The sequence below is a fragment of the Sulfitobacter sp. EhC04 genome, from assembly GCF_001650875.1.
Classification (GTDB): domain Bacteria; phylum Pseudomonadota; class Alphaproteobacteria; order Rhodobacterales; family Rhodobacteraceae; genus Sulfitobacter.
Genome location: NZ_LXYI01000034.1, coordinates 106,432 through 130,176 on the forward strand (window position 1 = coordinate 106,432; position 23,745 = coordinate 130,176).

Consider the following 23,745-nt stretch of genomic DNA (forward strand, 5'->3'; position numbering starts at 1 on the left):
ATTTCATTTCAATGTGGCAATACAAGGTAACCCGGATGGTCCGGTCGATGCTTCATTTTGGCCATGGGAAACTGACCCTGCAAGGAAATTTCCGTATCAGTGAATCCCTCTTGCGGCAATGTTCCAAGGTCCGGGAAGGGTGAAAATTGGTCTTGGCAGATTATTGGTTCAGTCATCTTCATGCGCCTTTCAGCTCTTGTAGGGGTCGAGAGATGCCCGCAGCCCGTCGCCGAGGAAATTGAACGCCAGCACGACGATGATGATGGGCAGCATGGGGATCGCGGTCCACCAGTAGATTTCGATGCTGGCCAGGTTTTGCGCGTCGTTCAGCATGACACCCCAGCTAACGGCAGGCGCGCGCAACCCCAGACCAAGGAAGCTGAGCGCGGTTTCGCCCAGGATCATGGCGGGGATCGACAGGGTTGCACTGGCGATCAGATGCGACATGAAATTCGGCAGCAGGTGGCGGCTGATGACCCGCGCCGGTCTGGCCCCCATCATTTCCGCCGCTTTCACGAATTCCTCTTCGCGCAGCGACAGGAATTTTGACCGGACTGCGCGTGCGAGGCCGGGCCAGTCCAGAATCCCCAGGATAATCGAGATGATGAAAAAGACGGCCACTGGCCCCCAGTTGGAGGGCACCGCCGCCGAAAGGGCAAGCCAGAGTGGCAATTCCGGCAGGGAGCGCAGGATTTCGATGGCGCGGTTGACGATCCAGTCGGTGCGCCCGCCAAAGTAGCCTGCAAGTGCGCCGAAAGTGATGCCGAGCAGGAAGGACACGGTTATGCCGATCAGCCCGACGGTCAGCGACAGTTGGGCGCCATAGAGGATGCGGCTGAACACGTCGCGGCCCAGCCTGTCGGACCCCCAGAGGAATATCGTGGCCCCCTGCGGCGCGCAGAACAGATGGGTGTCGGACGGGATCAGGCCAAAGAGGTTGTATTCCGCACCTTCACAGAAGAATTCCAGCGGCATCGGCGTGGATGTATCGGTGGTATAGGTCCAGCGGAAATTGATGAGGTCAGCCTCTGCCGTGATCGGATAGACGTAAGGCCCGACAAACGACCCCTCGTGCCAGAGGTTGACGCTTTGCGGTGGCGCATAGAGGTAGTCGGCGCTGCGCTCATTGGGGGTGTAGGGTGAAATGAAACCCGCGACCGGCAGCATCAGGTAACACAGCAGCAGGAAAATGCCCGAGACCAGCCCGATCCGGTGGCGTTTGAACTTGCGCCAGGTCAGCAGCCAAGCCGGTGCATCCATGTCTGCACGTTCAGGCGCGCTGATATCGGTATCGTCGGACCAGGGTTCTGTGTCGACGTAACGGTTGTCGGGCTGGATGCTCATGCGTCACGGCTCCCGTAGCGGATGCGCGGATCGAGCAGCACCAGCAGCAAGTCGGAGATCATCGTGCCGACCAGCGTCAGCAGGGCCACGAACATCAGCACAAAGGCGGCAAGGAACTGATCCTGGCTTTTCAGCGCGGCCAGCAGGGCCGGGCCGATGGTGGGCAGGGCCAGAACGACCGACACCAGCACCGAGCCCGAAACCATGGCGGGCAGCAGGTTGCCGATGTCCGCGACAAAGGGGTTGAAGGCCATCCGCAGGGGATATTTGGCCAACAGGCGCGCCGGTGCCAGCCCCTTGGCGCGGGCGGTCTCCACATAGGGTTTGCTAAGCTCGTCCAGCATGTTCGCGCGCAGGCGCTGCATCATCGCCGCCGCTCCCGAGGTGCCGATGACGAAGGTGGGCACGATCAGGTGGATGGCGATGGATTTGACCTTGGCCCAGCTCAGCGGTTCACCCTCGAAATTGGCATCCATCAGGCCGCCGATGGGAATGTCGAAATACTTGTGACCATAGTAGAACAGGATCAGCGCCAGCAGGAAGTTGGGCGTGGCAAGGCCGAGATACCCCGCGAATCCGGCGGTGTAATCTGTCCAGGTCTCTGCCTTGGCAGCGGCCAGCACGCCGAGCGGCAGGGCGACGACATAGACAAACAGAACGGCTGCGAGATTGACCAGCACGGTCAACCACAGCGCATCGCCCACAATTTCCCCGACCGGCTGGTCGAATTCGAAGGACCAGCCGAAATCGCCCTGTATCAGCCCGGAAAACCCGTTCGGGCCGGGGGCAAAGCCGACCCAGATCAGGTATTGTTCCCAGATCGGTCGGTCCAGCGCATATTCTGTGCGCAGGAATTCGGCCTTGGCCACCCCTTCGGCCTGACCCGTGGCGCGCAGTTCGGCAATCTGGTTGGACAGATAATCGCCGGGTGGCAGGTTGATGATGGTGAAGACCAGGATCGACACGACCCAGAGCGTCAGCAACATGGTGAAAAAGCGATAGACTGCGTATTTGAGAAAGGTCATTGCGTCACCTGCTGCAACGCATCTTCAAAGTAGAATTCGTCAATCCGGTGAACGCCGAAATGGGCGCCGGGCTCGAAGGCCCAGATGCCTGTCTCGGGGACGTTGCGCAGCCTTTTGTTCACGACGACGGGCTGGGGGGCTTCGGACAGGATGCCAATCGCGAATTGCTGCTCTGCGTGGATGTCGAGCATCTGGGCCCAGATCGCGCGGCGTTCGTCGCGATTGAAGGTGTGGTTCCATTGGTCCGACAGCTCCAGCAGGCGTTTCGCCTCCGGCATATCCGGGGCTTCGCCAACCTCGCCGCCCGACTGGTAGTACTGGCCCCACTTTGGCCAGGCAAAGAATTCCTGATTGGTGGGGGCAAGATACATCGGGGACGTCGAGGCGGAAGGCAGCCCATTGTCCCAGCCGAACCAGACCGCTGACATGGACACGCCGGCATAGACGCGGTTGCGCAGGATGTCGCGGTCAAGCGGGCGCATCACCAATTTGATCCCCAGATCGCGCCAGGTGTCCGTGACGATGGCCAGGGCGTTCTCGACTTCCTGCCGTTCGCCTGCGGTTTCCACGATGAACTCCATCGGTCGCCCGTCCGGCAGCCTGCGCAGCCCGTCCGAGGTGCGTTCGGTCAGTCCCATCTCGTCCAGCAGCTCATTGGCCGCGTCGATGTCCATTGCGGCCCACATCGACAGGTCGTCGCGGTTGAACAGGGGGCTGGACGACAGGGCGGTCATGCCGCCTTCCAGCGCCAGACCGAAATAGAGGGCGCGGTTGATCATGTGCCGGTCGATGCCCATGCTGAGCGCCCGGCGGAACCGCACATCGCGCATCACGTCGCGCCAGACCGGATCGTTGAAGTTGAGGTTGGGGTAGATCGCGATCTGGCTGGCCGCCCCGTTGCCCCAGAGCAGCGTGCGGTAGTTGCCGCCGTCTGCTTCGCCTTTCTTGAGGATCGAGATGTCCGGAAAATCGAGGCCGCGTGCCTGAAGGTCCGCCTCGCCCGCGTTGGCCTTGGCCGCGACCAACCCGCCGCCGACGATGCTCATCTCGACGATGTCGATATAGGGCAGTTGGACGCCTTGGGCGTCGATCCGGTGATAATAGGGATTGCGCACAAAAACCTGCCTTGAGGTCGTGCCGCTTGCGTTGATCCAGGGCTGCAGGGTTGGCTGTTGCGGGTTGTCGAATTTGTACATGCTGTCGCGACGGTTGTGCAACGCGGCCCAGCTTTTGACCCGCGCCTTCCGGGTTTCCAGTTTCAATGCGTCGGGATCGGCGAGATCGCCGTGAAACTGGCTGAGGTAATGCGCAGGCCGGTAGATGAACGGCGGGGCCGCCTGAGCGAGCAGCGGCAGGAAGTTCGCATTGGGCGTGGGCCATTCGAACACGACGGTATGGGCGTCGGGAAAGGTCACGCTGCCCAGAACGCCATCGACATACATGAACTCCGGCGGCCCGGTTGGCGTGATCTTTTCATTGTTCACGACATATTCCCACCAGTAGCGGAAATCTTCCGACGTGAAGGGTGCGCCGTCGGACCAGCGGTGGCCGGGGCGCAGATGCATGGTGAACTTGCGGTCTTCCTCGATCTCGATGTCGCGCAGGATGTCGGGATAAAGTTCGTAATTCGTGTCATAGCCGACCAGCCGGGCATAGCCATAGATCACCATTTGGCGCACGTCCTTGGCGCGCGAGACCATGGTGCGCAGGGTGCCGCCCTGCCTGCCAAAACTGCGCCCCTTGGCCGGCAGGTCAACGATCAGCGGGGTTTCGGGCAGACGGTCCGCGATCCGGGGCAGATGGCCCTGGTTTATCTCCATCTGCCAGAAAGAGCTTTCCTGGAGCGCTGGCCTTTGTTGGGCGGGGGCGGGAGAGGCCAGCATCAGGGCCAGGCAAAGTGCAATGAACCTAAACATGGCATCTCACCAGATGTCCGGGGTCCAACTCGCGCAGCATGGGCGCGTCGGCCCCTTCAAAGCGGAACTGGTCCGGCCAGCTTGCCGGTGATCCGGCCCCTTTGGCGACAAGGGCAAGGTCGATGGGGCGGGCGAGGTCCGGTTCCGGCTGCGCGGCGATCAATGCGCATGTGTAGGGATGGCGCGGGTTGTAGAACAGCGTTTCGGGCGGGGCCTGTTCCACGATCACCCCGGCACGCATCACCGCCACCTCATCGGCGATCCGCGCGACCACAGCCAGGTCGTGGCTGATGAAAAGGTAGCTCAGCGCGGCGCGGTCGCGGATGTCTTCGAGCAGGGTCAGGATCTGATCCTGCACCGACACATCCAGCGCCGATGTCGGCTCATCACAGATCAGCAGCCTGGGATCGAGGGTCAGCGCCCGCGCAATGGACAGCCGCTGCCGCTGGCCACCGGAAAAGGCATGTGGGTAGCGGCGCAGCATGTCCGGGTCCAGCCCGACCCAGCGCAGCATTTCGGCGGCCTTTTCAAGCTGTTCCGCGCGGTTGCCGATGTTGTGGATCTGCATCGGCTCAATCATCGCGCTTTGGACCCGCATGCGCGGTGAAAGCGATGAATAGGGGTCCTGGAAGACCATCTGCGCCTGCCGCTGAAAGGCGGTGCGCTGGACGCGCGTCATGTCATGGACCGGCAGGGGCGCATCGTCCTTGTCCGGGGCAAAAAGCACCTGCCCCCCGGGATCGGGGCGTTCCGCCCCTAGGGCGATGCGTGCGCAGGTCGTCTTGCCCGAGCCGCTTTCGCCCACCACTGCCAGCGTCTTGCCGCGCACCACCTGAAGGTTCACGTCCCGGCAGGCCGCGATCTGCACCGGCTTGCGCCAGCCGCCTGCCCGCATGGTATAGGTCTTGGACACGCTTCTGAGGTCCAGGATGATATCCCTGTGGTCCAGTGCCCGCGCGGGTTGCGCGACCTCCGGGATCATCGGTGCGGCGGCAAAGAGCTTTTTCGTGTAGCCATGTGCTGGCGCGCCCAGAACGTCACTTGCACAGCCGCTCTCCATCACACGGCCCTTGTTCATGACCACAACTTGCTGCGCCATATTGGCCACCACGCCCAGATCGTGGGTCACCAGAATGACGGCCATGCCGGTATCCTTTTGCAACCTGCGGATCAGGCCCAGGACCTGCGCCTGTGTCGTGACATCCAACGCGGTGGTGGGTTCGTCCGCGATCAAAAGCTCCGGTTCGGCAACCATGGCCATGGCGATCATGGCGCGCTGACGCATCCCGCCCGACATCTCGAAAGGATAGCTGCGCCACGCCCGTTCAGGATCGGCAAAGCCGACCTTCTCGAATTGTGCCAGCACCCGTCGCTTTGTCTCGGCGCGGCCGAGGTTGCGGTGAATGCGCAGCACCTCGCCGACCTGATTGCCCAGCCGGTGCAGCGGCGACAGCGAGCGCATCGGCTCCTGAAAGATCATCGCGATCCGGTTGCCCCGGATGCGCCGCATGTGCCTGCTGGAACAGGTCAGCAGGTTGGTCGCGCCGTCAGGCTGATGAAAGGTGATCCCGCCCCCCCGAACCTGTGCAGTCTCCGGCAGGATGCGCAGCACCGCGCGGCAGGTCAGTGTCTTGCCCGATCCGCTCTCGCCCACCAGCGCCAGCGTCTCGCCCGCGCGGACCGAAAAGCTCACGTTGTTGACCACCGGCAGGGCAGTGCCAAAGCCGATTGTAAGTCCGTCAACATCGAGCAGTGAGGTCATCAGCTTCCTGTCAGGGGTAAAAGTGCAGAATTTGAAGTGAAGCCTATTCCGCGCCATAGGTCCAGAGGCGCGTTGCGCTGGTTGTCAAAGCTTCACTTTGCGGTGCGCCTGCGCCATGTAGGACCGGAAACGTAACAGGAGAACAGCATGAGCCGCCTAGATGTCTTTATCAACCGGATGGTGTCGCAGCGTGCTTGTCTGGATCATGCAGCCGCGCGGACAGCCGATTTCGCCGGGCCGGTTTTCGAACTGGGGCTGGGCAACGGCCGTACCTATCACCACATGCGCGAGACGATGACGGGCCGGGACATCTATGTCTTTGAACGGGCCGTTGCCGCGCACCCTGACAGCACCCCGTCTGACGAAATGCTGATTCTCGGCGACGTGCGGGAAACGCTGGTCGAGGCACTTGCGCGGTTCGGGCCGACGGTGGCGCTGATCCATGCCGATCTGGGCGGTCACAACCTGGCCAAGAACGATGCCTTTGCGCGGCTGGTGTCGCCCCTGATAGAGCCGCTTCTGGCCCCCGGTGGCCTGATGGTGTCATCGGACAGGATGTATTTCGAGCGTTTGCAGGAACAGGACCTGCCGCCGGACGCGGTGCCGGGGCGGTGTTTCATCTACGGTTAGGCTCTGGACCCATTAATCTTATATGCTCAGTTTGACAGATTTTTTCGCAGACTAGGAAAATCTGCGCAAGAATAGTGGTTCTATTTCAAGCAGATGTGACGCAGGCTGCGGGAAAATCCGTCAAACCCGAAGGGCGGAGATTTCACTTCATTTCAACGTCTTGAGTCGTTTGCAAATAGAACCACTATTGGCGGCACGCCCCAAACCCTTGAAATTTCGTGAAATCGCCGCTGAGCATATAAGATTAATGGGTCCAGAGCCTAGGGGCGCTGGTAGGTCGCCCGCCCGGCAAATGGCTGTTGATGGGTGACAGGGCCGGTTCGGGTGCCGCCAGCCCCACCAGGTGGATACATGCAGCGGTTGCGGCCCCCAGGGTCATGCCGTGCAAACACAAGACCCTCCCGTGATGACATGTCAAAAATGACATGTCATCACGGGAGGGTTGCAAATTTGGTGCAGCCGAAGGTCGGGTTCCGAAGGCTCACCCGCGCGCAACAGGCATCGCGCATTTTCCGGTCCCTGCCCAGGCGCAGTCGAAACGCCTTGATCCCTGCGGGGCAATCAACAGGCAGAGGCAAAACCGGGTCGCCCGTTTTAGGACTTGTGCCTTTCAAACCATGAACCTATGTTCCGATGAATTTTGCGAAACAGTGTTTTGCAATGCGAAACAGAAATTGGGGGGTTGCTTTGCCGGGATTGCCCGCATCGCTGAGACTGCACAGGGCAACAGCGATCCGATCGGTCGCCGTTGCCGGGCCGTGTGAGCGGCCATGTAGCGTCGGTAGGGGAGCGTCTGTGTGCCAGTGACATCCGGTCAGACAGATGCTGGCACAACCGACCGCAAGTTTGCCAACACGCTTGCCCGCGGCCTCGGCGTGCTGCGTGCTTTTCGTGCCAGCGACAACGGGCTGACCCACGCCGAAATTGCCAAGCGGACCGGGCTGCCCAAGCCGACGATCTCGCGGCTGACCTATACGCTCTGCGAACTGGGCTACCTGGCCCATGGCGGGCGCAACGAGCGGTTTCACCTGGGCCCGGCGGCAGTGGCCCTTGGGTCTGTTGCCGGGCTTGCCGTCAGTTTTGTCGATCATGCTTCGGAGCAGATGCAGGCGCTTGCGGACCAGACGGGCACGCTGGCGCTGATTGCCGTGCGCGACAGCGCGCGGATGCTGCTGGCCAAGACCTGGCGACCGGAAGGGAAATCGACCATCTGGCTGGAGCCCGGTCATCGCATTCCGATGTTCGGATCCTCCTCTGGAATGGCCGTGCTTGCCTCGATGGATGATGATAGGTTCGCGGCGCTTGAAAATGCGGATGCATTGGCGTCCTTTCGCAGACAGGGCTACGACCAATTGCTGGGACAGGGCTTTGTCATAACCCCGCGTGACATACGCTATACAAGTACTGTCAACGCAGTGAGCGTGCCCTATTTTGCAAATGAATTTGGTGAATCCGTTGCCTTTACCTGCGGCGCATCACCGTGCGACTTGCCGACCCACCGTATGTTGGCGCAGGTCGGTCCTGCCCTGCGGGATACCGTGCGCGCGCTTGAGCAGAACACCGGACATGCCTCCGCGCTGGTACGGCGCGGTTGAGAATTCAAGGAGACCCGAAATGACCGACAAGATCGACTATTCCCGACAGGACGACATCGCCGTGCTGCGCATCCGGAATCCGCCCGTCAACGCGCTGTCGCAGGCGGTGCGCCAGGGGTTGTCCGACGCCATGGACAGGGCCGAGGCCGAGGATGGCGTGAAGGCGGTCCTGATCGTCGGAGAGGGACGTGCGTTTATCGCGGGTGCGGACATCACTGAATTCGGCAAACCCCCGCAGGAACCCTTTCTGCCGGACCTCTGCACAAGGATCGAAGGATCGCCGCTGCTGGTTGTGGCGTCCATGCACGGCGTGTCGCTGGGCGGCGGGCTTGAGGTGGCGCTGGGCGCGCATTACCGGATCGCACAGCCCGACGCGCGGGTGGGCCTGCCCGAGGTGCACCTGGGCCTGATCCCCGGCGCGGGCGGGACGCAGCGAGTGCCACGGCTGACCGGCGCGGAAAAGGCGATCGAGATGATCACCTCCGGTCGTCAGATCATGGCGGCAGAGGCGCAGGAGATGGGCCTGATCGACCGCGTGGTCGAAGGCGACCCCGAGGCCGTCGGCCTTGCCTATGCCCGCGAGTTGCTCAGCACCGATGCGCCGCGCCGCCCGGTCAGCGAACTGCCCGGACCGGACCCCATCGACTGGGATGCCACCTATGACGCGGTGCTGAAGAAGGGCCGCGGCCAGATCAGCCCGGCCACCGCCGTGCGGGCGGTTCAGGACAGTGCCGAGCAACCCTTCGCCGAAGGGATGAAGCGCGAGCGGGCGCATTTCATGGACCTGATGCAGACGGATCAGCGCAAGGGCATGATCCACGCTTTTTTCAACGAGCGCGCCGTGGGCAACCTGCCCGAGCTCAAGGGGGTCGAGCCGCGCGCCCTGCAATCCGTCGGCGTCATCGGCGGCGGGACGATGGGGGCGGGCATCGCAACAGCCGCCCTGTTGGCCGGCATGAATGTCATCCTGATCGAGATGAAGCAGGACGCGGCGGATGCCGCGCGGGAACGCATTGCCGGCAACCTTCAGGGCGCGCTGAAACGCGGCAAGATTTCCCAGAGCAAATACGACGCGATGATGACCACCGGGCTGGAAGTGTCGATCAACTACGACAGCCTGCGCGACGTCGATTTGGTGGTCGAGGCGGTGTTCGAGGATATGGGCGTGAAACGCGAGGTTTTTGGCAAGCTCGACGCGGTTTGCAAACCGGGCTGCGTGCTGGCGTCCAACACCTCTTATCTGGACGTGGACGAAATCGCCGCCGCCACCTCGCGTCCCGCAGACGTGATCGGCCTGCACTTCTTCTCGCCCGCGCATGTGATGAAACTGCTTGAGGTCGTGGTGGCGGACAAGACCGCGCCGGATGTCGTCGCGACGGGCTTTGCGCTGGGCCGCGCGCTGGGCAAGGTCAGCGTGCGCGCGGGCGTCTGTGACGGCTTTATCGGCAACCGAATCCTCGCAGTCTATCGCACGGCGGCCGATCACATGGTACTGGACGGCGCATCACCCTATCAGATCGACAAGGCCCTCACCGACTTCGGTTTTGCCATGGGCCCCTTTGCCGTCGCGGACCTTGCCGGCCTCGACATTGGTTGGGCCACACGCAAGCGCAAGGCCCCCGACCGCCACCCGGCAGAACGTGTGCCGACCTATATCGACCGGCTCTGCGAGGAAGGTCATTTCGGCCAGAAGACCGGCGAAGGTTACTACATCTACGAAAAGGGCAAGCGCGGCGGCACGCCGAACCCCAAGATCGCCAGGCTGGTCGCCGATGAACAGGCAGAGCGCGGAATTACGCCACGTGATTTCACAGACGAAGAGATTGTGCGGCGCTACATGTGTGCCATGGTGAACGAAGCGGCCAAGGTTGTTGGCGAAGGCATCGCGCGCCGTCCTCTGGACGTCGATATGGTTCTGCTCTTCGGCTACGGCTTTCCACGCTATTGGGGGGGACCGATGAAATGGGCGGATATTCAGGGCCTGGACAAGGTGCTGGCCGACATCGAACGCTATGCGGCGGAGGATGCGTGGTTCTGGAAACCCGCCCCGCTGCTGCAAGAACTCGTGGCCGAAGGCCGTACATTCGATGACTTGAACAAGGCCACCTGACCCCATGGACCACCCGATTCAACGATAGGAGCATCGACATGGATCTGAGCTATTCCGACGAAGAAAAAGCCTTCCGCGAGGAAGTCCGCACGTTTCTGAAAAACAAACTGCCCAAGGAGCTGAGCGACAAGGTGCGCGGCGGCGATGAACTGGGCAAGGCCGACATCGAACGCTGGCATGCCATCCTGAACGAACAGGGCTGGCTGGCACCAAACTGGCCCAAGAAATTTGGCGGCGCCGAGTGGAACGCCGTACAGCGCCACATCTTCGAAGAAGAGGCCGCCGCCCATCACGCGCCGCGCATCATACCCTTCGGCCTGTCGATGCTGGCCCCCGTGTTGCAGAAGTTCGGTTCCAAGGAACAGCAGGACTACTGGCTGCCCCGCATCCTGTCGGGCGAAGACTGGTGGTGTCAGGGCTACTCCGAGCCCGGTGCCGGGTCCGACCTTGCCTCGCTCAAGACGACGGCGGTGCGCCATGGGGACCACTATGTCGTCAACGGTCAGAAGACCTGGACCACGCTGGGCCAGCACGCCAACATGATCTTCTGCCTTGTGCGCACCGACAAGGAGGTCAAACAGCAGGAGGGCATCTCGTTCCTGTTGATCGACATGGACACGCCCGGCATCGAAGTGCGCCCGATTGTCCTGCTGGACGGCGGGGCCGAGGTGAACGAGGTCTGGTTCACGGACGTCAAAGTGCCCGTGGAAAACCTCGTGGGCGAGGAAAACAAGGGCTGGACCTATGCCAAGTACCTGCTGACCCATGAGCGTACCAACATTGCGGGCACCGGGTTCTCTCAGGCCGGGCTGACAGCGGTCAAGCGTCTTGCCAAGGCCGAGATCGCGGGCGGCAAGCCCTTGATCCAGAACCCGCATTTCGCGGCGCGTCTGGCGCAGGTCGAGATTGACCTGAAAGCCATGTCCACAACCAACCTGCGCATCATTTCCAAGGCGGCGGCGGGCACGGCCCCCGGCGTGGAAAGCTCCATGCTCAAGGTCAAGGGCACCATCATCCGTCAGGAAATCAACGATCTGGCACGCCGGGCGGCGGGGATCTATGCAATGCCCTTTGCGTCCGAAGCCATCGAAGGCTCCAACGCGGGCCTGCCAGACCCGCTGGCCGCCGGCCCTGTGGCCGCGCAGTACTTCAACAACCGCAAGCTGTCGATCTTCGGCGGCTCCAACGAAATCCAGCGTGGCATCATCGCCAAAGTCACGATGGGAGGATAACAGATGAACTTTGATCTGACTGAAGAACGCCAGATGCTGCAGGACACCCTGCGCCGCTACCTGCGTGAGAAATACGACACCGCAACCCGCAACAAGATCATCGAGAGTGAGGCGGGCTACAGCACCAAGATCTGGGCTGAACTGGCCGAGCTTGGCGTGATCGGCGCGCTTTTTACCGAAGAGCAGGGCGGTTTCGGCGGCAAGGGCTTTGACATCACCACAGTGTTTGAGGAGTTGGGCCGCGCAGGCGTGGTCGAACCTTTCCTGGATACCGGCGTGCTGGCCGGTGGGCTGATCGCGGATCTGGGCAACGATGACCAGCAGGCCCATGTGGAAGAGATCATCGCAGGCAGCCTGCAATTAGCCTTTGCCCATGGCGAGCCAACCAGCCGTTATGACCTGAACCGGGTGCAAGCCACGGCCAAGGCGGATGGCGACGATATCGTGCTGAACGGCCACAAGGCTGTTGTGGTCAACGCAGAAGCTGCCGACCTGCTGGTGGTTTCGGCCCGCGAAAGTGGCGAGCCGGGCGACAACGAGGGCATCTCGCTGTTTCTTGTCCCCGCCGATACCAAGGGCGTGACAATTCAGGGCTATGGGCTGCTGGCGGGTGGCCGCGCGGCCGAAGTGATGCTGGACGATGTGAAACTCCCCGCCTCTGCCCGTCTTGGTGAGGCCGGCAAGGCGTTTGACGCAATCGAAGCACGGGTTGCAGCGGCCTCTGTGGCTCAGGTTGCCGAAACGCTGGGGGCGATGGAAACCGCGACCCGGCTGACCAAGGACTATCTGGGGACCCGCAAGCAATTCGGCCGACCCATTGGCACGTTCCAGGCACTGGCGCACCGCATGTCCGACCTGCTGATCGAGCTGGAGCAGGCACGCTCTGCCGTGATCAACGCGGCGGGCCACCTGGATTCCGACCGCGCCGCACGCGAAAGCCATGTCTCGGCAGCCAAGAACCTGCTGGGCCGTGCGGGCCGTCTGGTGGCGGAGGATTCGATCCAGATGCATGGCGGCATTGCCATGACGCAGGAATATGAGCTCGCGCATATCGCCAAACGGATCGTGATGGCCGATCACCGCTTTGGCGACACCGATCACCATCTGGAGCGTTTCATTGCCCTCTCCGCAGCCTGAGACCTCTCACCTGATCGAGAACGAGACCGGGACGCAGACATTGATCGGTTATGTCGTCGATGTCAGCGACCCGGATGGCGGCGCGCGCTGTTGGCTGGACATCGGCCCGCAGCACACGAACCGGCACAATGTCCTGCATGGCGGCATCGCAACGGCGGTGATCGACAATGCCTGCGGCACCACCGGGTCGCTGACGGTGGATGCGACCGGCAAGGCGCCCTTCCTGACCATTTCGATGAATGTGCAGTTCGTGGCACCTGCGCAGGCAGGCAGCAGGGTCACCGCCACAGGCCGCATCGTCGGCGGCGGTCGCAGCACGATGTTTATTGCCGCCGATCTGGTGGATGACAGCGGGCGGTTGATCGCATCGGGGACCGGTGTGTTCAAACGCGTGCCACAGGAGAAACTGAAATGAATGCACGGCTGGAGGACAAGGGCGACCGCCTGATTGTCTGGAATGGCAATACCGCCAAACGCGGGGCGCTCAGCCCCGAGCTTTACAGCTGCATCCTGCAGGCGATGGAACAGGCGCAGGACCGGCGCATTCGCGCGGTTATCCTCACCTCCGAAGGGCCGTTTTTCTGTGCGGGGGGCGATCTGAACGTCTTGATCGAACGGCGCGGGCTGAGCGAGCCGGAACGCCGCGAGAAGATCGACGGCCTTCACGATCTTATCCGCGCGATACGGTCCTGCCCGGTGCCTGTCATCGCCGCTGTTGAGGGCGGTGCCGCAGGTGCAGGCCTGTCCATCGCACTGGCCTGCGACATGATTGTCGCCTCGGAAGAGGCGCGGTTTACCGCCGCCTATGTCAAGGCGGGGCTGGTGCCGGATGGCGGGCTGACCTCTGCCATGGCACGGATGCTGCCGCGTCCCCTGGCGATGGAAATGTGCCTGATGGGCCGTCCGGTGAACGCGCACCGCTTTGCCGATCTGGGGGCGGTCAACCGCATCTGCAAACCCGGCAAGGCGATGGAGGAAGCACTGACGCTGGCAGACACGCTGGCCGAAGGCCCGCGCGATGCCCTGAGCCTAATCCGGGGGTTGGTCGCCGAAGCCTATGAGGCCACAGAGGCGGCACAACTGGATGCCGAGCGCAACGCAATGGCCGCTGCGTCAGGCAAGGATGAAGCCGCCGAAGGGATTGCGGCCTTTTTGGAAAAACGCAAACCCTCATATCGCTAGCCGGTTTCGAGGGGAGGAGTGACAATGGCACGGGTGGAGAAATTTCTCGCCGATCAGGTGGCACGCGCCCCCCTGTCCACGGCGCTTAGCGACAGCACGGGTGTGCGATGGACCTTTGCCGACCTGGACGCGGCCAGCGACGCGCTCGCGGCGGAATTGCAGGATGCCGGTGTCCAAACCAATGACCGCGTCCTGCTGTTGGCCGAAAATTGCGCCGCCGCCGTCTCGGCCTTGCACGCGGCATGGAAACTGGGGGCGGTGATCATCCCCTTCAACGCCCGCCAGACCGAGGCCGAAATCGCGCGGATCGTCAACCACGCCACCCCCGCTGCCGTGCTGATGACAAGCGCGGTGTCCGGCGACGCTGCCAAACATGCCGAACAGATGCAGGCGCGCGAGATCACCGGCAAGTTCGGCGCAATGCACATTGCCACACCCGGTCCCAGCAACCCTGACGCCACGCTGAGCGACGTTGCGGTGCTGCTTTATACCACAGGGACCACGGGCGACCCCAAGGGCGTGATGCTGACCCATTCGGGGATGCGCTTTGGCGGTCAGGCCTCTGCCGCGCTGCGGCGCATGACCCATGACGATGTGATCTATGGCGCACTGCCGATGAGCCATGTCTTCGGCCTTGTCTCTGTCATCACAGGGGCCTGTTATGCGGGCACCCATGTGCGGCTGGAGGCGCGGTTTTCTGCGCAAAAGCTGTTCGAGGCGGCCCATGACGGCGTCACGATCATCCCGGCGGTGCCGCAGATGCACGCGCTGGTGATGCAATACACCAAGGAAAAAGGGCTGGATACGCTGGGCTCACCGACCCTGCGCTATGTTTCATCCGGCGGCGCGCCGCTGGACCCGGCCTGGAAACGCAAGGCGGAGGCTTTTTACGAACTGCCCCTGCAGAACGGTTTTGGCATGACCGAAACGACCTCCGGAGCGTCGGCCACGGTCAATGCGATCGGCTCGCCCGATACATCTGTGGGGCCCGTGACCCCCGGCACCGAGGCGATGATCGACGAAACCGTGCCCGGCGGCGGCGACGGGCAGGGCGAGGTGCTGATCCGCGGCCCCCATGTGATGAAAGGCTATTACCGCAACCCCGAGGAAACCGCCAAGGCGGTGGATGCCGATGGCTGGCTGCATACCGGCGATCTGGGCAAGATCGACGCCGAAGGGCGTCTGCACATCCTGGGACGATCAAAGGAGCTGATCATCCACGGCGGCTTCAACGTCTATCCGCCCGAGGTGGAGGCGGCGCTGAACGACCATCCGCAGGTGATCCAGTCTGCCGTGATCGGCCGGATGAGGGACGGCGACGAGGAGGTTCTGGCCTTCGTGCAGGTGGCCGAAGGCGACCTCCCCGATGCCGGGGAATTGCGGGATTTTGTCAAGGAAAGGCTGGCGGGCTACAAACGGCCCAGCCAGATCATCATCGGCACCAGCCTGCCTGCGGCACCCACGGGAAAGATTCTCAAGCACAGGCTGCTCGACGCCTTTGCCGATCAGATCAAGGACTGATCGGCAGACTTCAGACGTAGGTGCCCAATGCCGCCTGCCGGATGGCGCGGATATTGTCGCCATAAGGCGCGGGATTGTCGACCGAGCCACCCTTGAACACCGCCGACCCCGCGACCAGCACATCCGCACCGGCGGCGACGCAGCCGGGGGCGGTGTCGACGGTGACGCCGCCGTCAATCTCGATATGTACGGGACGGTCGCCGATCATGTCGCGCAGGGTCGCGATCTTGCGGGCAAGGGGGATGAACTTTTGTCCGCCAAAGCCGGGGTTCACCGTCATCACGCAGACCAGGTCGGCATCATCCAGCAGGGTCTCTACCGCGCTGGCCGGGGTGCCGGGGTTCAGCGCCACACCGGCCTTGCACCCGGCACCCCGGATCGCCTGGAGGGTTCGGTGAATATGCGGCCCCGCCTCAACATGGGCGGTGATGATGTCGGCACCGGCCTTGGCAAAGGCGTCGATGTAGGGATCGACCGGCGCGATCATCAGATGCACGTCCATCACACCCTTGATATGGGGCCGGATCGCGGCGCATGTGGTCGGGCCAAAGCTGATGTTCGGCACGAAATGCCCGTCCATCACGTCAACATGAATCCAGTCCGCACCCTGCGCTTCCACCGCAGCGCATTCCGCGCCGAAATTGGCGAAATCGGCGGCAAGGATCGAGGGGGCGATTTTCACGGAACGGTCAAAAGTCATGGCAGTCTTTCCGGCAGCTGAGACATGCTCCGCGTCATAGCCTGCAGGCGCGCCGGAGGATAGGGCGTTTCAAGGAATTTTTGAGACGTGGAAGCGGTGGCCGCCCGTTGATGGTGTCTTTTGGCGTCAGCGCAGGAACCGGCGGACTACGCCCGATGCTCCGGCGGGGCCTTCAGCAGGTCAAGCAAGCCAGAAAAGCGGGCACCAGCCGCAGGCAGCGCCATGCAGGCCGACATGATCGCCTCTGCCCTTTCACTGCCAATCACGGGTGCAGCAAAACGCATGAACTTCTCCGTGATATCCTGTGGTGCAAATGGGCGCTCCGGCCCGCCGCGCGCGTGGACCTCGCCGGAGGCGAGCACGCGCCCGTCCTTGAGCGTGAGGGTGACATCGGCCCATCGGCCGGCGGGATAGCGTGCCTCATGCTCTGACCCCACGTGCATCATCGTCTTGGCCACCAGGCCCGCCGCCACCGGGTCTTGCAGCCCTGCGCCAGCGATATGGTCCAACTTGATGTCGCCCTGGGCAATCATGACCGCCACGGCAAAGGGCAGCGAATATTGCGCCTGCGACGTGGTTTCCGGCACGCCGGGAAAAAGCTGTACCGCATTGTGAAAACTGCGGATGTCGATGGCTGCGACCTGCTCTGCCGCGACATCATGCGCGATGCAGATTTCGCGCGCCGCATCAATGCTGGCATGGGCCCAACGACAGATCGGGTAGGGTTTGATATATTGGTGCAGCACCTGCCAGAACTGGCCCAGGTCCGCCCAATGGTCCTGCGCGTCCGCCGCCTCGACGGTGATTGCGGGCGCGCCGGTAAATCCCATCTCGGCCATGATCAGCGCCGACACCCCCACCAGCGCCCCCATCCCCGAACCATCGTGCAGCATCGTGGGGGTCGCAATCTCGCGCATCATCTGGCTGCGCGGCCCGTGATATTCCGCGATTCCCAGCGCCTCGCGCAATTGTGCCGCCGAACTGCCCCGCAACCGCGCGCCCAGTGCCGCGACCCCAAGGGCATTCCAGGCCCCCGATGTGTGGTAATCGCTGACCGAGGCATGCAGCGCGATGGCCGCCCGCCCGGCCACTTCGTAGCCTGTGACCAATGCCGCAAGCGCTGCGCGCCCGGACAGGTCCGGCAGGTGCTGCGCAAAGGAAACCAGCGCCGGGACCACCGCCACCCCGGTATGCCCTTTGGTCGGGTTGTATCCATCGTGCCCGTCCAGATTGTCGATCTGGGTTGCCGTCGCAAAGGCCGCCCCGGCCAGGCTGGCCTCGCGTCCGTCGAACATCATCCAGGCCGTATCGTCCCGGCTGCCCGCCCCGTAAAGCCGCCGCGCAGTTTCGCGGGCGATCTGCCCCGCCTGCATCGGGGCCGCGGCAATTGCGATGCCCAATGTGTCCAGCAACAGCAGCGCCACATGGTCCAGAACGGCCTGCGGGAACTCTTCGGTCCGCTGGCTGCGGATGAAGCGGTCGATATGGCGTGGCAAGGCCTGAGGCATGGCAACTCCCTGTCGCTGTTGCGTCCAGAATAAGCAGACCCGAGGGGGATGATGCGCCAATTGCGACATCTTTCCGGCGTGTCTGGCGCAGGGGCGCAAACCTGTTAACACTGCATCTGGACAACAAAGGAACAGGCAATGGCCCAGACCACTCATGAGGCGGACGAAGACAGCCGCAACCGGGATATCCGCATCTATGTGAACGGCGATATCGTGCACCGGGACGCGGCGAAGGTATCGGTCTACGACGCGGGTTTCATGCTGGGTGATGGCATCTGGGAGGGGATGCGGCTCTATCAGGGCACTTGGGCGTTCTTCGACGAACACATGGACCGCTTCTTCAACTCCTGCAAAGCCATCGACCTGGACGTCGGCATGGACAAGGCCGGGATCGCCGATGCCCTCCGCCGCACGGCAGAGGCCAACGGCATGACCGATGACGTGCATTGCCGGCTGATGCTGACCCGCGGGATCAAGGACAAACCGTTCCAGCATCCGGGCCTCAGCACCTCCGGCCCGACGCTGGTGATCATCATGGAGCATTCCAAACCGGTGGACCGCCTGCAATCGGCGGGCATCCGGCTGGCATCTGTCCCGCAGGTGCGCGGGCTGCCCCATGCGCAGGACCCAAAGCTGAACAGCCATTCCAAGCTGAACTGCATCATCGCCTGCCTTCAGGCCGAAGCCGCCGGTGCCGACGAGGCCCTGATGCTGGACCCGCATGGTTTTGTGAACACGACCAACGCCTGCAACTTCTTCATCGTGCGCCGGGGCGAGGTTTGGACCTCGACCGGGGACTACTGCATGAACGGCGTGACACGGGCCAAGGTCATCGACCTGTGCCGCGAGAACCGCATCCCCGTGCGCGAAAAGAACTTCTCCCTTTACGAGGCCTACGGCGCGGATGAGGCATTTCTGACCGGCACCTTCGGTGCGCAGACCCCTGTTGCCACGATCGACGGCAAGACCATCGGCAACGGGGACCGGCCCGTGACCCGGACGATACAGGGCATGTACAAAGACTTGATCAAGCAACATGTAAGCGGAGCCGCGTGACATGGCAGACAGCAGCGCATCGGGACCACGATCCTACCTTGAGCCGCTCAACCTGCGCGGTCGCATATCCAAACCCCAGCCCAAGGGTCTGCCGCTGATCAACCTGGGGTTCAATGAATTGCCCTATGGCCCCAGCCCAAAGGTCGCGGCAGCCGTGGCCGAGGCGTCTGGGCAGATTGCCTCCTACGGCACGCCTCTTTGCGATGGGCTGCGCGCGGCGCTGGCGCAGGCCAACGGGCTGGAACCGGATCGGATCATCTGCGGAAACGGGTCCGAGGAACTGCTGGACGTGATCGCGCGCAACTTCGTGCGGCAGGGGGATGAGGTGCTGATTTCGGCCTATGGCTATATCCAGTTCGAAATGGTTGCGGCACGGCAAGGGGCAACGCTGGTCAAGGCCCCGGAAACCGATTTCACATCCGACGTGGATGCGCTGCTGGGGGCGGTGACGCCGCGTACCCGGCTGCTGTTTCTGGCCAACCCCAACAATCCTACCGGCACGGTGCTGCCCGTAGCAGAGCTGGAGCGGCTCTTGCAGGGCATGCCGCGCGACGTGGTTGTCGTGCTTGACCTGGCCTATGGCGAATTCACCGGCTTCGATCATTGTGCGGCAGTGCATGCATTGGTCGAGGGGCGCGAGAATGTCATTGTGACCCGGACCTTTTCCAAGGCCTACGGGCTGGCGGGCCTGCGCTGCGGCTGGGCCCATGCGCCAGCGGCCATGATGCCCAGTCTCTATGCCGCGCGGGGCATGGGCAGCGTCAACCGCCTTGCCCAGGCCGCCGCGACAGCCGCTTTGGCCGATCTGGATGTGGTCAAGGCGCGTGTGACCGAAATCGTGGCTGAGCGCCGCCGCGTCGCCGCCGCGCTGGCCGACATGGGCATTACGGCCCTGCCATCGGGAACGAATTTCCTGCTGGTGCGCGTCGATGGCAAAGGCCCCGAGGCGGCAGAGGCGTTGGTTGTGCATTTCTTTGACGACGCCGGGATCATTGTCAGCCGCACCCGTGAGGCAGGGCTTGAGGACTGGTTGCGGTTTTCAATCGGCACACCCCCTCAGAACGATCTGCTGCTGCAAAGCGCCGCCGCCTTTGCGGCAACCCTGACCTGACAGGGGGCCGCCGCCCCCCGCTTCTTTATGCCAGAAATACTCAACCTGTGGCCCGCAACAGCCACGAACCGCAGCGTTCAACGGATAAGGGGCATGTGACCCGATGGGCCAATCACCCCTTGGGTGGCATCTTGTCCATATGCCGCAACATCGCGACAAAGGCATTCAGCCTGTCGTTCTGATAGGCGGGCACATCCAGCCCCTCGTAATCCAGAAATCCCTGCCCATCGCGCAGGCCCCGGCGGTTTTGCGCCATGTTGTCCTTGACGATCTTCGGCGCGGCAAAGCGGTCTTCGCCCGTGGCACCGGCCATGTAGTTGCTCGCATGGTACAGGATATCCCCGCCACCCCAGTCGATGAATTCCAATAGCCCCAGGACCGCAAAGCGGAAGCCGAAACCGTATTTCGTGGCCTTGTCGATATCCTCGGCAGAGGCCACACCTTCCTCGACCAGACGGGCGGCCTCGTTCATCGCCAGCGCCTGAATACGCGGCACGATATACCCTGGGCTTGCCGCGCAGACCACCGGCACCTTGCCGATGCGCTCCAGCAGCGCCTTCAACGCCTCGGTTACCGCTGGATCGGTCTGGTCGCCGGGCGACAGTTCAACCAGCGGCACAAGGAAGGCGGGGTTCAGCCAATGCGCGTTCAGAAACCGACCGGGCGAGGTGACGAACCCCTGCAAATCGTTGGAAAGGATCGTCGACGTGGTCGAGGCGACAATCGCCTCCGCCGAGGCATGTTCAGAGATCATCGCAAAAGCATCGCGCTTTGCGTCCATGACCTCGGGCACCCCTTCAAAGATCACGTCTGCCCCGGCCAGGGCCGAGGCGCAATCTGTCAGCGAAACCGTGCGGATGCGCGACAGGACGCCGTCAATCTCCGTGTCGCTCAACATCCCGAAGCCTGAAAGCATCCCGAGCGTGCCGCGCAATTCCGTGTCGATCTGGCCGCACAGCGCTTCGAACCCGGCGCTGTCGCGGTGCTTTGCGTCGATCAGGACCACGTCATGCCCGGCATAGGCAAAGGCAATGGCCATGCCACGGCCCATCCGGCCCGCCCCGACAGCAGCGATCACCTCGCGGTTTGCCATTACAGGCCCTCCTGCAACAAGGCCTTCATCTGGTCGCGGCTCAGGTCTGCAAGGCCCATGGAACCCAACGTCCTTCCGGTCTGTTCGAAATCTGTGTCGCAGATGGCCGATGCCACCGCCAGCAGGCCCCGCGCGGTCGGCACAGGCACCCCGGCCCAATCCCCGACCGAAACGAGGAACGCGAGACCACAGGCCACGTCCTCGCGCATGTATCGGTGTTCGGTCAGCACCAGATTCTCGCGCCAGTCCCCTGAATCCGTCAGCTTTTCATGCGCCGCATTGCCATACATCCATTCCTCGCCATCGGGGTCATAGTGATCCGCCAGCGGAAAATGCGGCGCGCCGTATCCCAGTGCCTCGCGCAGCGCCATCCGCTCGCCGTCCAACCGTGTGGTGACGCGGCGGATTGCTGGCTGCGTGCCTTCGTTGTGGATGTCCCAATGGTCGAAATGTTCGATGGGTCCTGCGTTCATCAGGATCAGCGGTGGGTGGATGATCGGGCCTGCATTCATCAGCGCGCCGGACAGACCATCGCCGCAGTCCTCGACCGACGGATAGGCCTGGGCGATGACCTTGAGGGCATGCGCCGCATTGCGGCGCGGAAAGATGCCCGATGGCAGGCGGGTTGCGCGGGTGGTCACGGCCACAGTGTCCGCCCCGTGCTTGCGCGTCAGATAGGGCAGGGTGCCTGCCTCCGCCAGGGTGATATCGGCGGAGTTGCCCGCCGCCCGGATGATCTGAGCCATCAGAACGCTGCCAAAGGTGCCGGGCGGCAGGTAGATGACCTGCCCGTCCTTCAGAAACGGGGCCATGGCCCTTGCGATATCGGGCTGGGCGGTGGCCGGTGTGGGGCAGACGATCAGCGCGGCACCGGAAACGGCCTCTTCGATATCTGCCGTGACCACAGCGATCTGCACCTCTTTCTCACCGGAGTAATCCTTGAGCGTCAGTGTGTTGCCGCGCTTGTTCAGGTCGGCCACACCGTCGGCGTTGCGCCGCCAGTACCGGACCCGGTGTCCTTCGGCAGAAAAGTCCAAAGCTGCCGCTGCGGACCCATTGCCGCCCCCGAGAACTGCGATTTCCATATTTTGCTCCCTTCCTGTTCACACGGTTTGTGCTAGGCTCTAATTTATGTGCAAACTCATGCTCTGCCGTTGAAAGCAGATATGCTTATGCAATTTCCGTTGCCTTGGTTGCATGAAAATGCATATATTGGAAGAATAAAAAACGAGACCAACTGGGAGTACTGACATGACAAAGTTCAACAGGATGGCCTTCAGGGCCACTACAGGTTTGGCGGCGCTTGCGCTGACGGCAACCGCTGCCATGGCAGAGGATCGGGTGTCGGCAACACATGCCTTCCCGACATTCCTTGTCTATACAAAGACTTTCCTCGCCATGGTGGATGACATCAACGAGCGCGGGAAGGGGATCGTCCAGATCGACGTGCGGGGCGGCCCCGAGGCGATCGGCATGTTCCAGCAACCTGCCGCCGTGCGTGATGGCGTTGTGGACATGGTCCATATCCCCGGCTCGTTCTACGGCGCCTCCGTGCCGGAGATCGACGCCATGGTTGCCGCGACCGTGACCCCGCTGGAGGCCCGCGCGAATGGCGGGGCGGCAGCGATGGACATGGCGCATCAGGAACGCTTTGGCGTCCGGCACCTTGGCTGGATCGACGGCGGGGTAAAATTCCACATCTATACCTCCACGGAGCCCAAGTTCGACGAGAACGGCGTGCTGGACCTGACCGGCGTCAAGCTGCGCGACAACCCGATCTACCACGCCTTCTTCGAAGCATTGAATGCCACCACCTCCTCCATGCCTTCGACCGAAGTGTATGCGGCGCTGGAAAAGGGCGTCGTTGACGCGGCGGCCTGGACCGAGATCGGCTTGATGGACCTCAAGTGGGACGAGTTCATGAAATACGCGGTCGAGCCTGCCTTCTACAACACCGACATCGGTGTGATCTTCAACAAGGAAAGCTGGGATGCGCTGAACCCGGAAAGCCAGGAGTTGATCGAGCAGGTCGTGATCGAGTGGGAGGAGAAATCCTACAACGACCGGCAAGAGACGGTGAAGTCCGACCGTGTGGAGCTTGAAAAGCGCGGAGTGGAATTTGTCGCCATGTCCGACGAGGGCTCTGCCGCCTATCTGAAGTTGGCCAACGATGCCGCATGGGGCCGGATGGAAACCCGCCTGAAAGAAATGGGCGACGACGGCAGCAGCTACGAGACCATGCTCAAGCTCTACCACCCTGAATAAGATCAACGAAGCGGCGCGGAGCGTAGTCTTCGCGCCCCTCTTCGTGACGGAGGCCGCTTGTGCTGAAACTGCTGGACGCCATCTGTAATCTTCTCGCGATCCTTGCCGGGTCCTATCTGGTGGCGATCATGTTCGGCATCGTGTTCCAGGCGACGGCACGGTCGTTCAACTATTCCGGCTCGTCGCACATCTTCACTTTCTCGGAATACGGTCTGCTGTACATCGTCATGGCGGCGTCCCCCTGGCTTGTCCGGCTGAAGGGGCATGTGTTCATCGAATTGCTCACCGCCGCGCTGCCAACGACAGTGGGCAAACCGTTTTCCCGCTTCGTTGCGGTTCTGTGCGTGCTGATCTGTCTCGTGCTGGTCTGGTATTCGGGCGCGACCACGCTGCGAGCCTATAGCTTTGGCGATGCGGACATGCGGTCACTCGACATGCCGAAATGGATGCTGCTGGTGTCCATGCCGATCTGTTTTGGTCTGATGGCACTGAATTTCCTGCGCTTTGTCTTTGGTGCGGAGACTTTGCATTCCGGGCAGGCGGGCGTTCATGAATAAT

The 23,745-nt window shown here is 62.6% G+C and carries 20 protein-coding genes; 12 read left to right on the forward strand and 8 right to left on the reverse strand.

The features are described 5' to 3' along the window. Positions 1-189: 189 nt before the first annotated feature. From A8B82_RS15335 to A8B82_RS15350, 4 genes are read right to left on the reverse strand one after another with little or no spacing between them, the layout of a single operon-like run. On the reverse strand, positions 190-1,344 hold the full coding sequence (locus tag A8B82_RS15335; protein ID WP_067294215.1) for an ABC transporter permease: 1,155 nt from the start codon (positions 1,342-1,344) through the stop codon (positions 190-192). Continuing rightward, positions 1,341-2,369: an ABC transporter permease gene (locus A8B82_RS15340; protein WP_067294218.1), complete on the reverse strand. Its 1,029-nt coding sequence runs from the start codon at positions 2,367-2,369 to the stop codon at positions 1,341-1,343. Before A8B82_RS15340 ends, A8B82_RS15335 begins: the two co-directional genes overlap by 4 nt. Then, entirely contained in the window at positions 2,366-4,285 is a 1,920-nt protein-coding gene (locus A8B82_RS15345; RefSeq protein WP_067294219.1) for an ABC transporter substrate-binding protein, read from the reverse strand. Before A8B82_RS15345 ends, A8B82_RS15340 begins: the two co-directional genes overlap by 4 nt. After that, entirely contained in the window at positions 4,278-6,047 is a 1,770-nt protein-coding gene (locus tag A8B82_RS15350) for a dipeptide ABC transporter ATP-binding protein (RefSeq protein WP_067294222.1), read from the reverse strand. Before A8B82_RS15350 ends, A8B82_RS15345 begins: the two co-directional genes overlap by 8 nt. A 147-nt stretch (positions 6,048-6,194) precedes the next feature. Between A8B82_RS15350 and A8B82_RS15355 the strand changes: the two genes are divergently transcribed. From A8B82_RS15355 to A8B82_RS15390, 8 genes are all read left to right on the forward strand, one after another. After that, positions 6,195-6,677, forward strand: a complete 483-nt coding sequence (locus A8B82_RS15355; RefSeq protein ID WP_067294225.1) for a class I SAM-dependent methyltransferase — start codon at positions 6,195-6,197, stop codon at positions 6,675-6,677. Positions 6,678-7,474: 797 nt separating this feature from the next. Next, the gene (locus A8B82_RS15360) at positions 7,475-8,272 is read left to right on the forward strand and encodes an IclR family transcriptional regulator (protein WP_235604710.1); all 798 of its coding nucleotides are present in this window, start codon (positions 7,475-7,477) and stop codon (positions 8,270-8,272) included. Positions 8,273-8,291: 19 nt separating this feature from the next. Further along, positions 8,292-10,382: a 3-hydroxyacyl-CoA dehydrogenase NAD-binding domain-containing protein gene (locus A8B82_RS15365; protein WP_067294230.1), complete on the forward strand. Its 2,091-nt coding sequence runs from the start codon at positions 8,292-8,294 to the stop codon at positions 10,380-10,382. Positions 10,383-10,420: 38 nt separating this feature from the next. Then, on the forward strand, positions 10,421-11,614 hold the full coding sequence (locus A8B82_RS15370; protein WP_067294232.1) for an acyl-CoA dehydrogenase family protein: 1,194 nt from the start codon (positions 10,421-10,423) through the stop codon (positions 11,612-11,614). Positions 11,615-11,617: 3 nt separating this feature from the next. Further along, positions 11,618-12,751, forward strand: coding sequence for an acyl-CoA dehydrogenase family protein (locus tag A8B82_RS15375; protein ID WP_067294234.1), 1,134 nt, complete (start codon positions 11,618-11,620; stop codon positions 12,749-12,751). After that, the gene (locus tag A8B82_RS15380; protein ID WP_067294237.1) at positions 12,732-13,166 is read left to right on the forward strand and encodes a PaaI family thioesterase; all 435 of its coding nucleotides are present in this window, start codon (positions 12,732-12,734) and stop codon (positions 13,164-13,166) included. Before A8B82_RS15375 ends, A8B82_RS15380 begins: the two co-directional genes overlap by 20 nt. After that, positions 13,163-13,933: an oxepin-CoA hydrolase, alternative type gene (locus A8B82_RS15385; RefSeq protein WP_067294239.1), complete on the forward strand. Its 771-nt coding sequence runs from the start codon at positions 13,163-13,165 to the stop codon at positions 13,931-13,933. The genes A8B82_RS15380 and A8B82_RS15385 overlap by 4 nt, the downstream gene beginning before the upstream one ends. A 24-nt stretch (positions 13,934-13,957) precedes the next feature. Next, a complete protein-coding gene (locus A8B82_RS15390; protein WP_067294241.1) occupies positions 13,958-15,454 on the forward strand; it encodes a class I adenylate-forming enzyme family protein in 1,497 nt (498 codons plus the stop codon). 10 nt (positions 15,455-15,464) lie between these two features. On the opposite strand, the gene rpe is transcribed toward A8B82_RS15390, so the two are convergent. Both rpe and A8B82_RS15400 read right to left on the reverse strand, forming a co-directional pair. After that, positions 15,465-16,154: a ribulose-phosphate 3-epimerase gene (gene rpe, locus A8B82_RS15395; protein WP_067294251.1), complete on the reverse strand. Its 690-nt coding sequence runs from the start codon at positions 16,152-16,154 to the stop codon at positions 15,465-15,467. Positions 16,155-16,300: 146 nt separating this feature from the next. Next, on the reverse strand, positions 16,301-17,662 hold the full coding sequence (locus A8B82_RS15400; RefSeq protein WP_067294254.1) for an MmgE/PrpD family protein: 1,362 nt from the start codon (positions 17,660-17,662) through the stop codon (positions 16,301-16,303). Between the two features lie 138 nt (positions 17,663-17,800). On the opposite strand from A8B82_RS15400, the gene A8B82_RS15405 reads away from it, so the two are divergent. Both A8B82_RS15405 and A8B82_RS15410 read left to right on the forward strand, forming a co-directional pair. Beyond that, entirely contained in the window at positions 17,801-18,718 is a 918-nt protein-coding gene (locus A8B82_RS15405; protein ID WP_067294257.1) for an aminotransferase class IV, read from the forward strand. Position 18,719: 1 nt separating this feature from the next. Continuing rightward, positions 18,720-19,829 (forward strand): pyridoxal phosphate-dependent aminotransferase, encoded by a 1,110-nt coding sequence (locus A8B82_RS15410; protein WP_067294260.1) that lies wholly within the window; start codon positions 18,720-18,722, stop codon positions 19,827-19,829. A gap of 112 nt (positions 19,830-19,941) precedes the next feature. On the opposite strand, the gene A8B82_RS15415 is transcribed toward A8B82_RS15410, so the two are convergent. Together A8B82_RS15415 and A8B82_RS15420 are read right to left on the reverse strand one after the other, a co-directional pair. Next, on the reverse strand, positions 19,942-20,922 hold the full coding sequence (locus tag A8B82_RS15415; protein WP_067294262.1) for a 3-hydroxybutyryl-CoA dehydrogenase: 981 nt from the start codon (positions 20,920-20,922) through the stop codon (positions 19,942-19,944). Further along, positions 20,922-22,007 carry an NAD/NADP-dependent octopine/nopaline dehydrogenase family protein gene (locus A8B82_RS15420; RefSeq protein WP_067294265.1) on the reverse strand — a complete coding sequence of 362 codons (1,086 nt, stop codon included), beginning with the start codon at positions 22,005-22,007 and terminating at the stop codon, positions 20,922-20,924. Before A8B82_RS15420 ends, A8B82_RS15415 begins: the two co-directional genes overlap by 1 nt. A 166-nt stretch (positions 22,008-22,173) precedes the next feature. Between A8B82_RS15420 and dctP the strand changes: the two genes are divergently transcribed. Both dctP and A8B82_RS15430 read left to right on the forward strand, forming a co-directional pair. Continuing rightward, positions 22,174-23,187: a TRAP transporter substrate-binding protein DctP gene (gene dctP, locus A8B82_RS15425; RefSeq protein WP_082899331.1), complete on the forward strand. Its 1,014-nt coding sequence runs from the start codon at positions 22,174-22,176 to the stop codon at positions 23,185-23,187. Between the two features lie 59 nt (positions 23,188-23,246). Next, complete coding sequence (locus A8B82_RS15430) at positions 23,247-23,744, forward strand: TRAP transporter small permease (protein WP_067294267.1); 498 nt, start codon at positions 23,247-23,249, stop codon at positions 23,742-23,744. Position 23,745 lies beyond the last annotated feature (1 nt).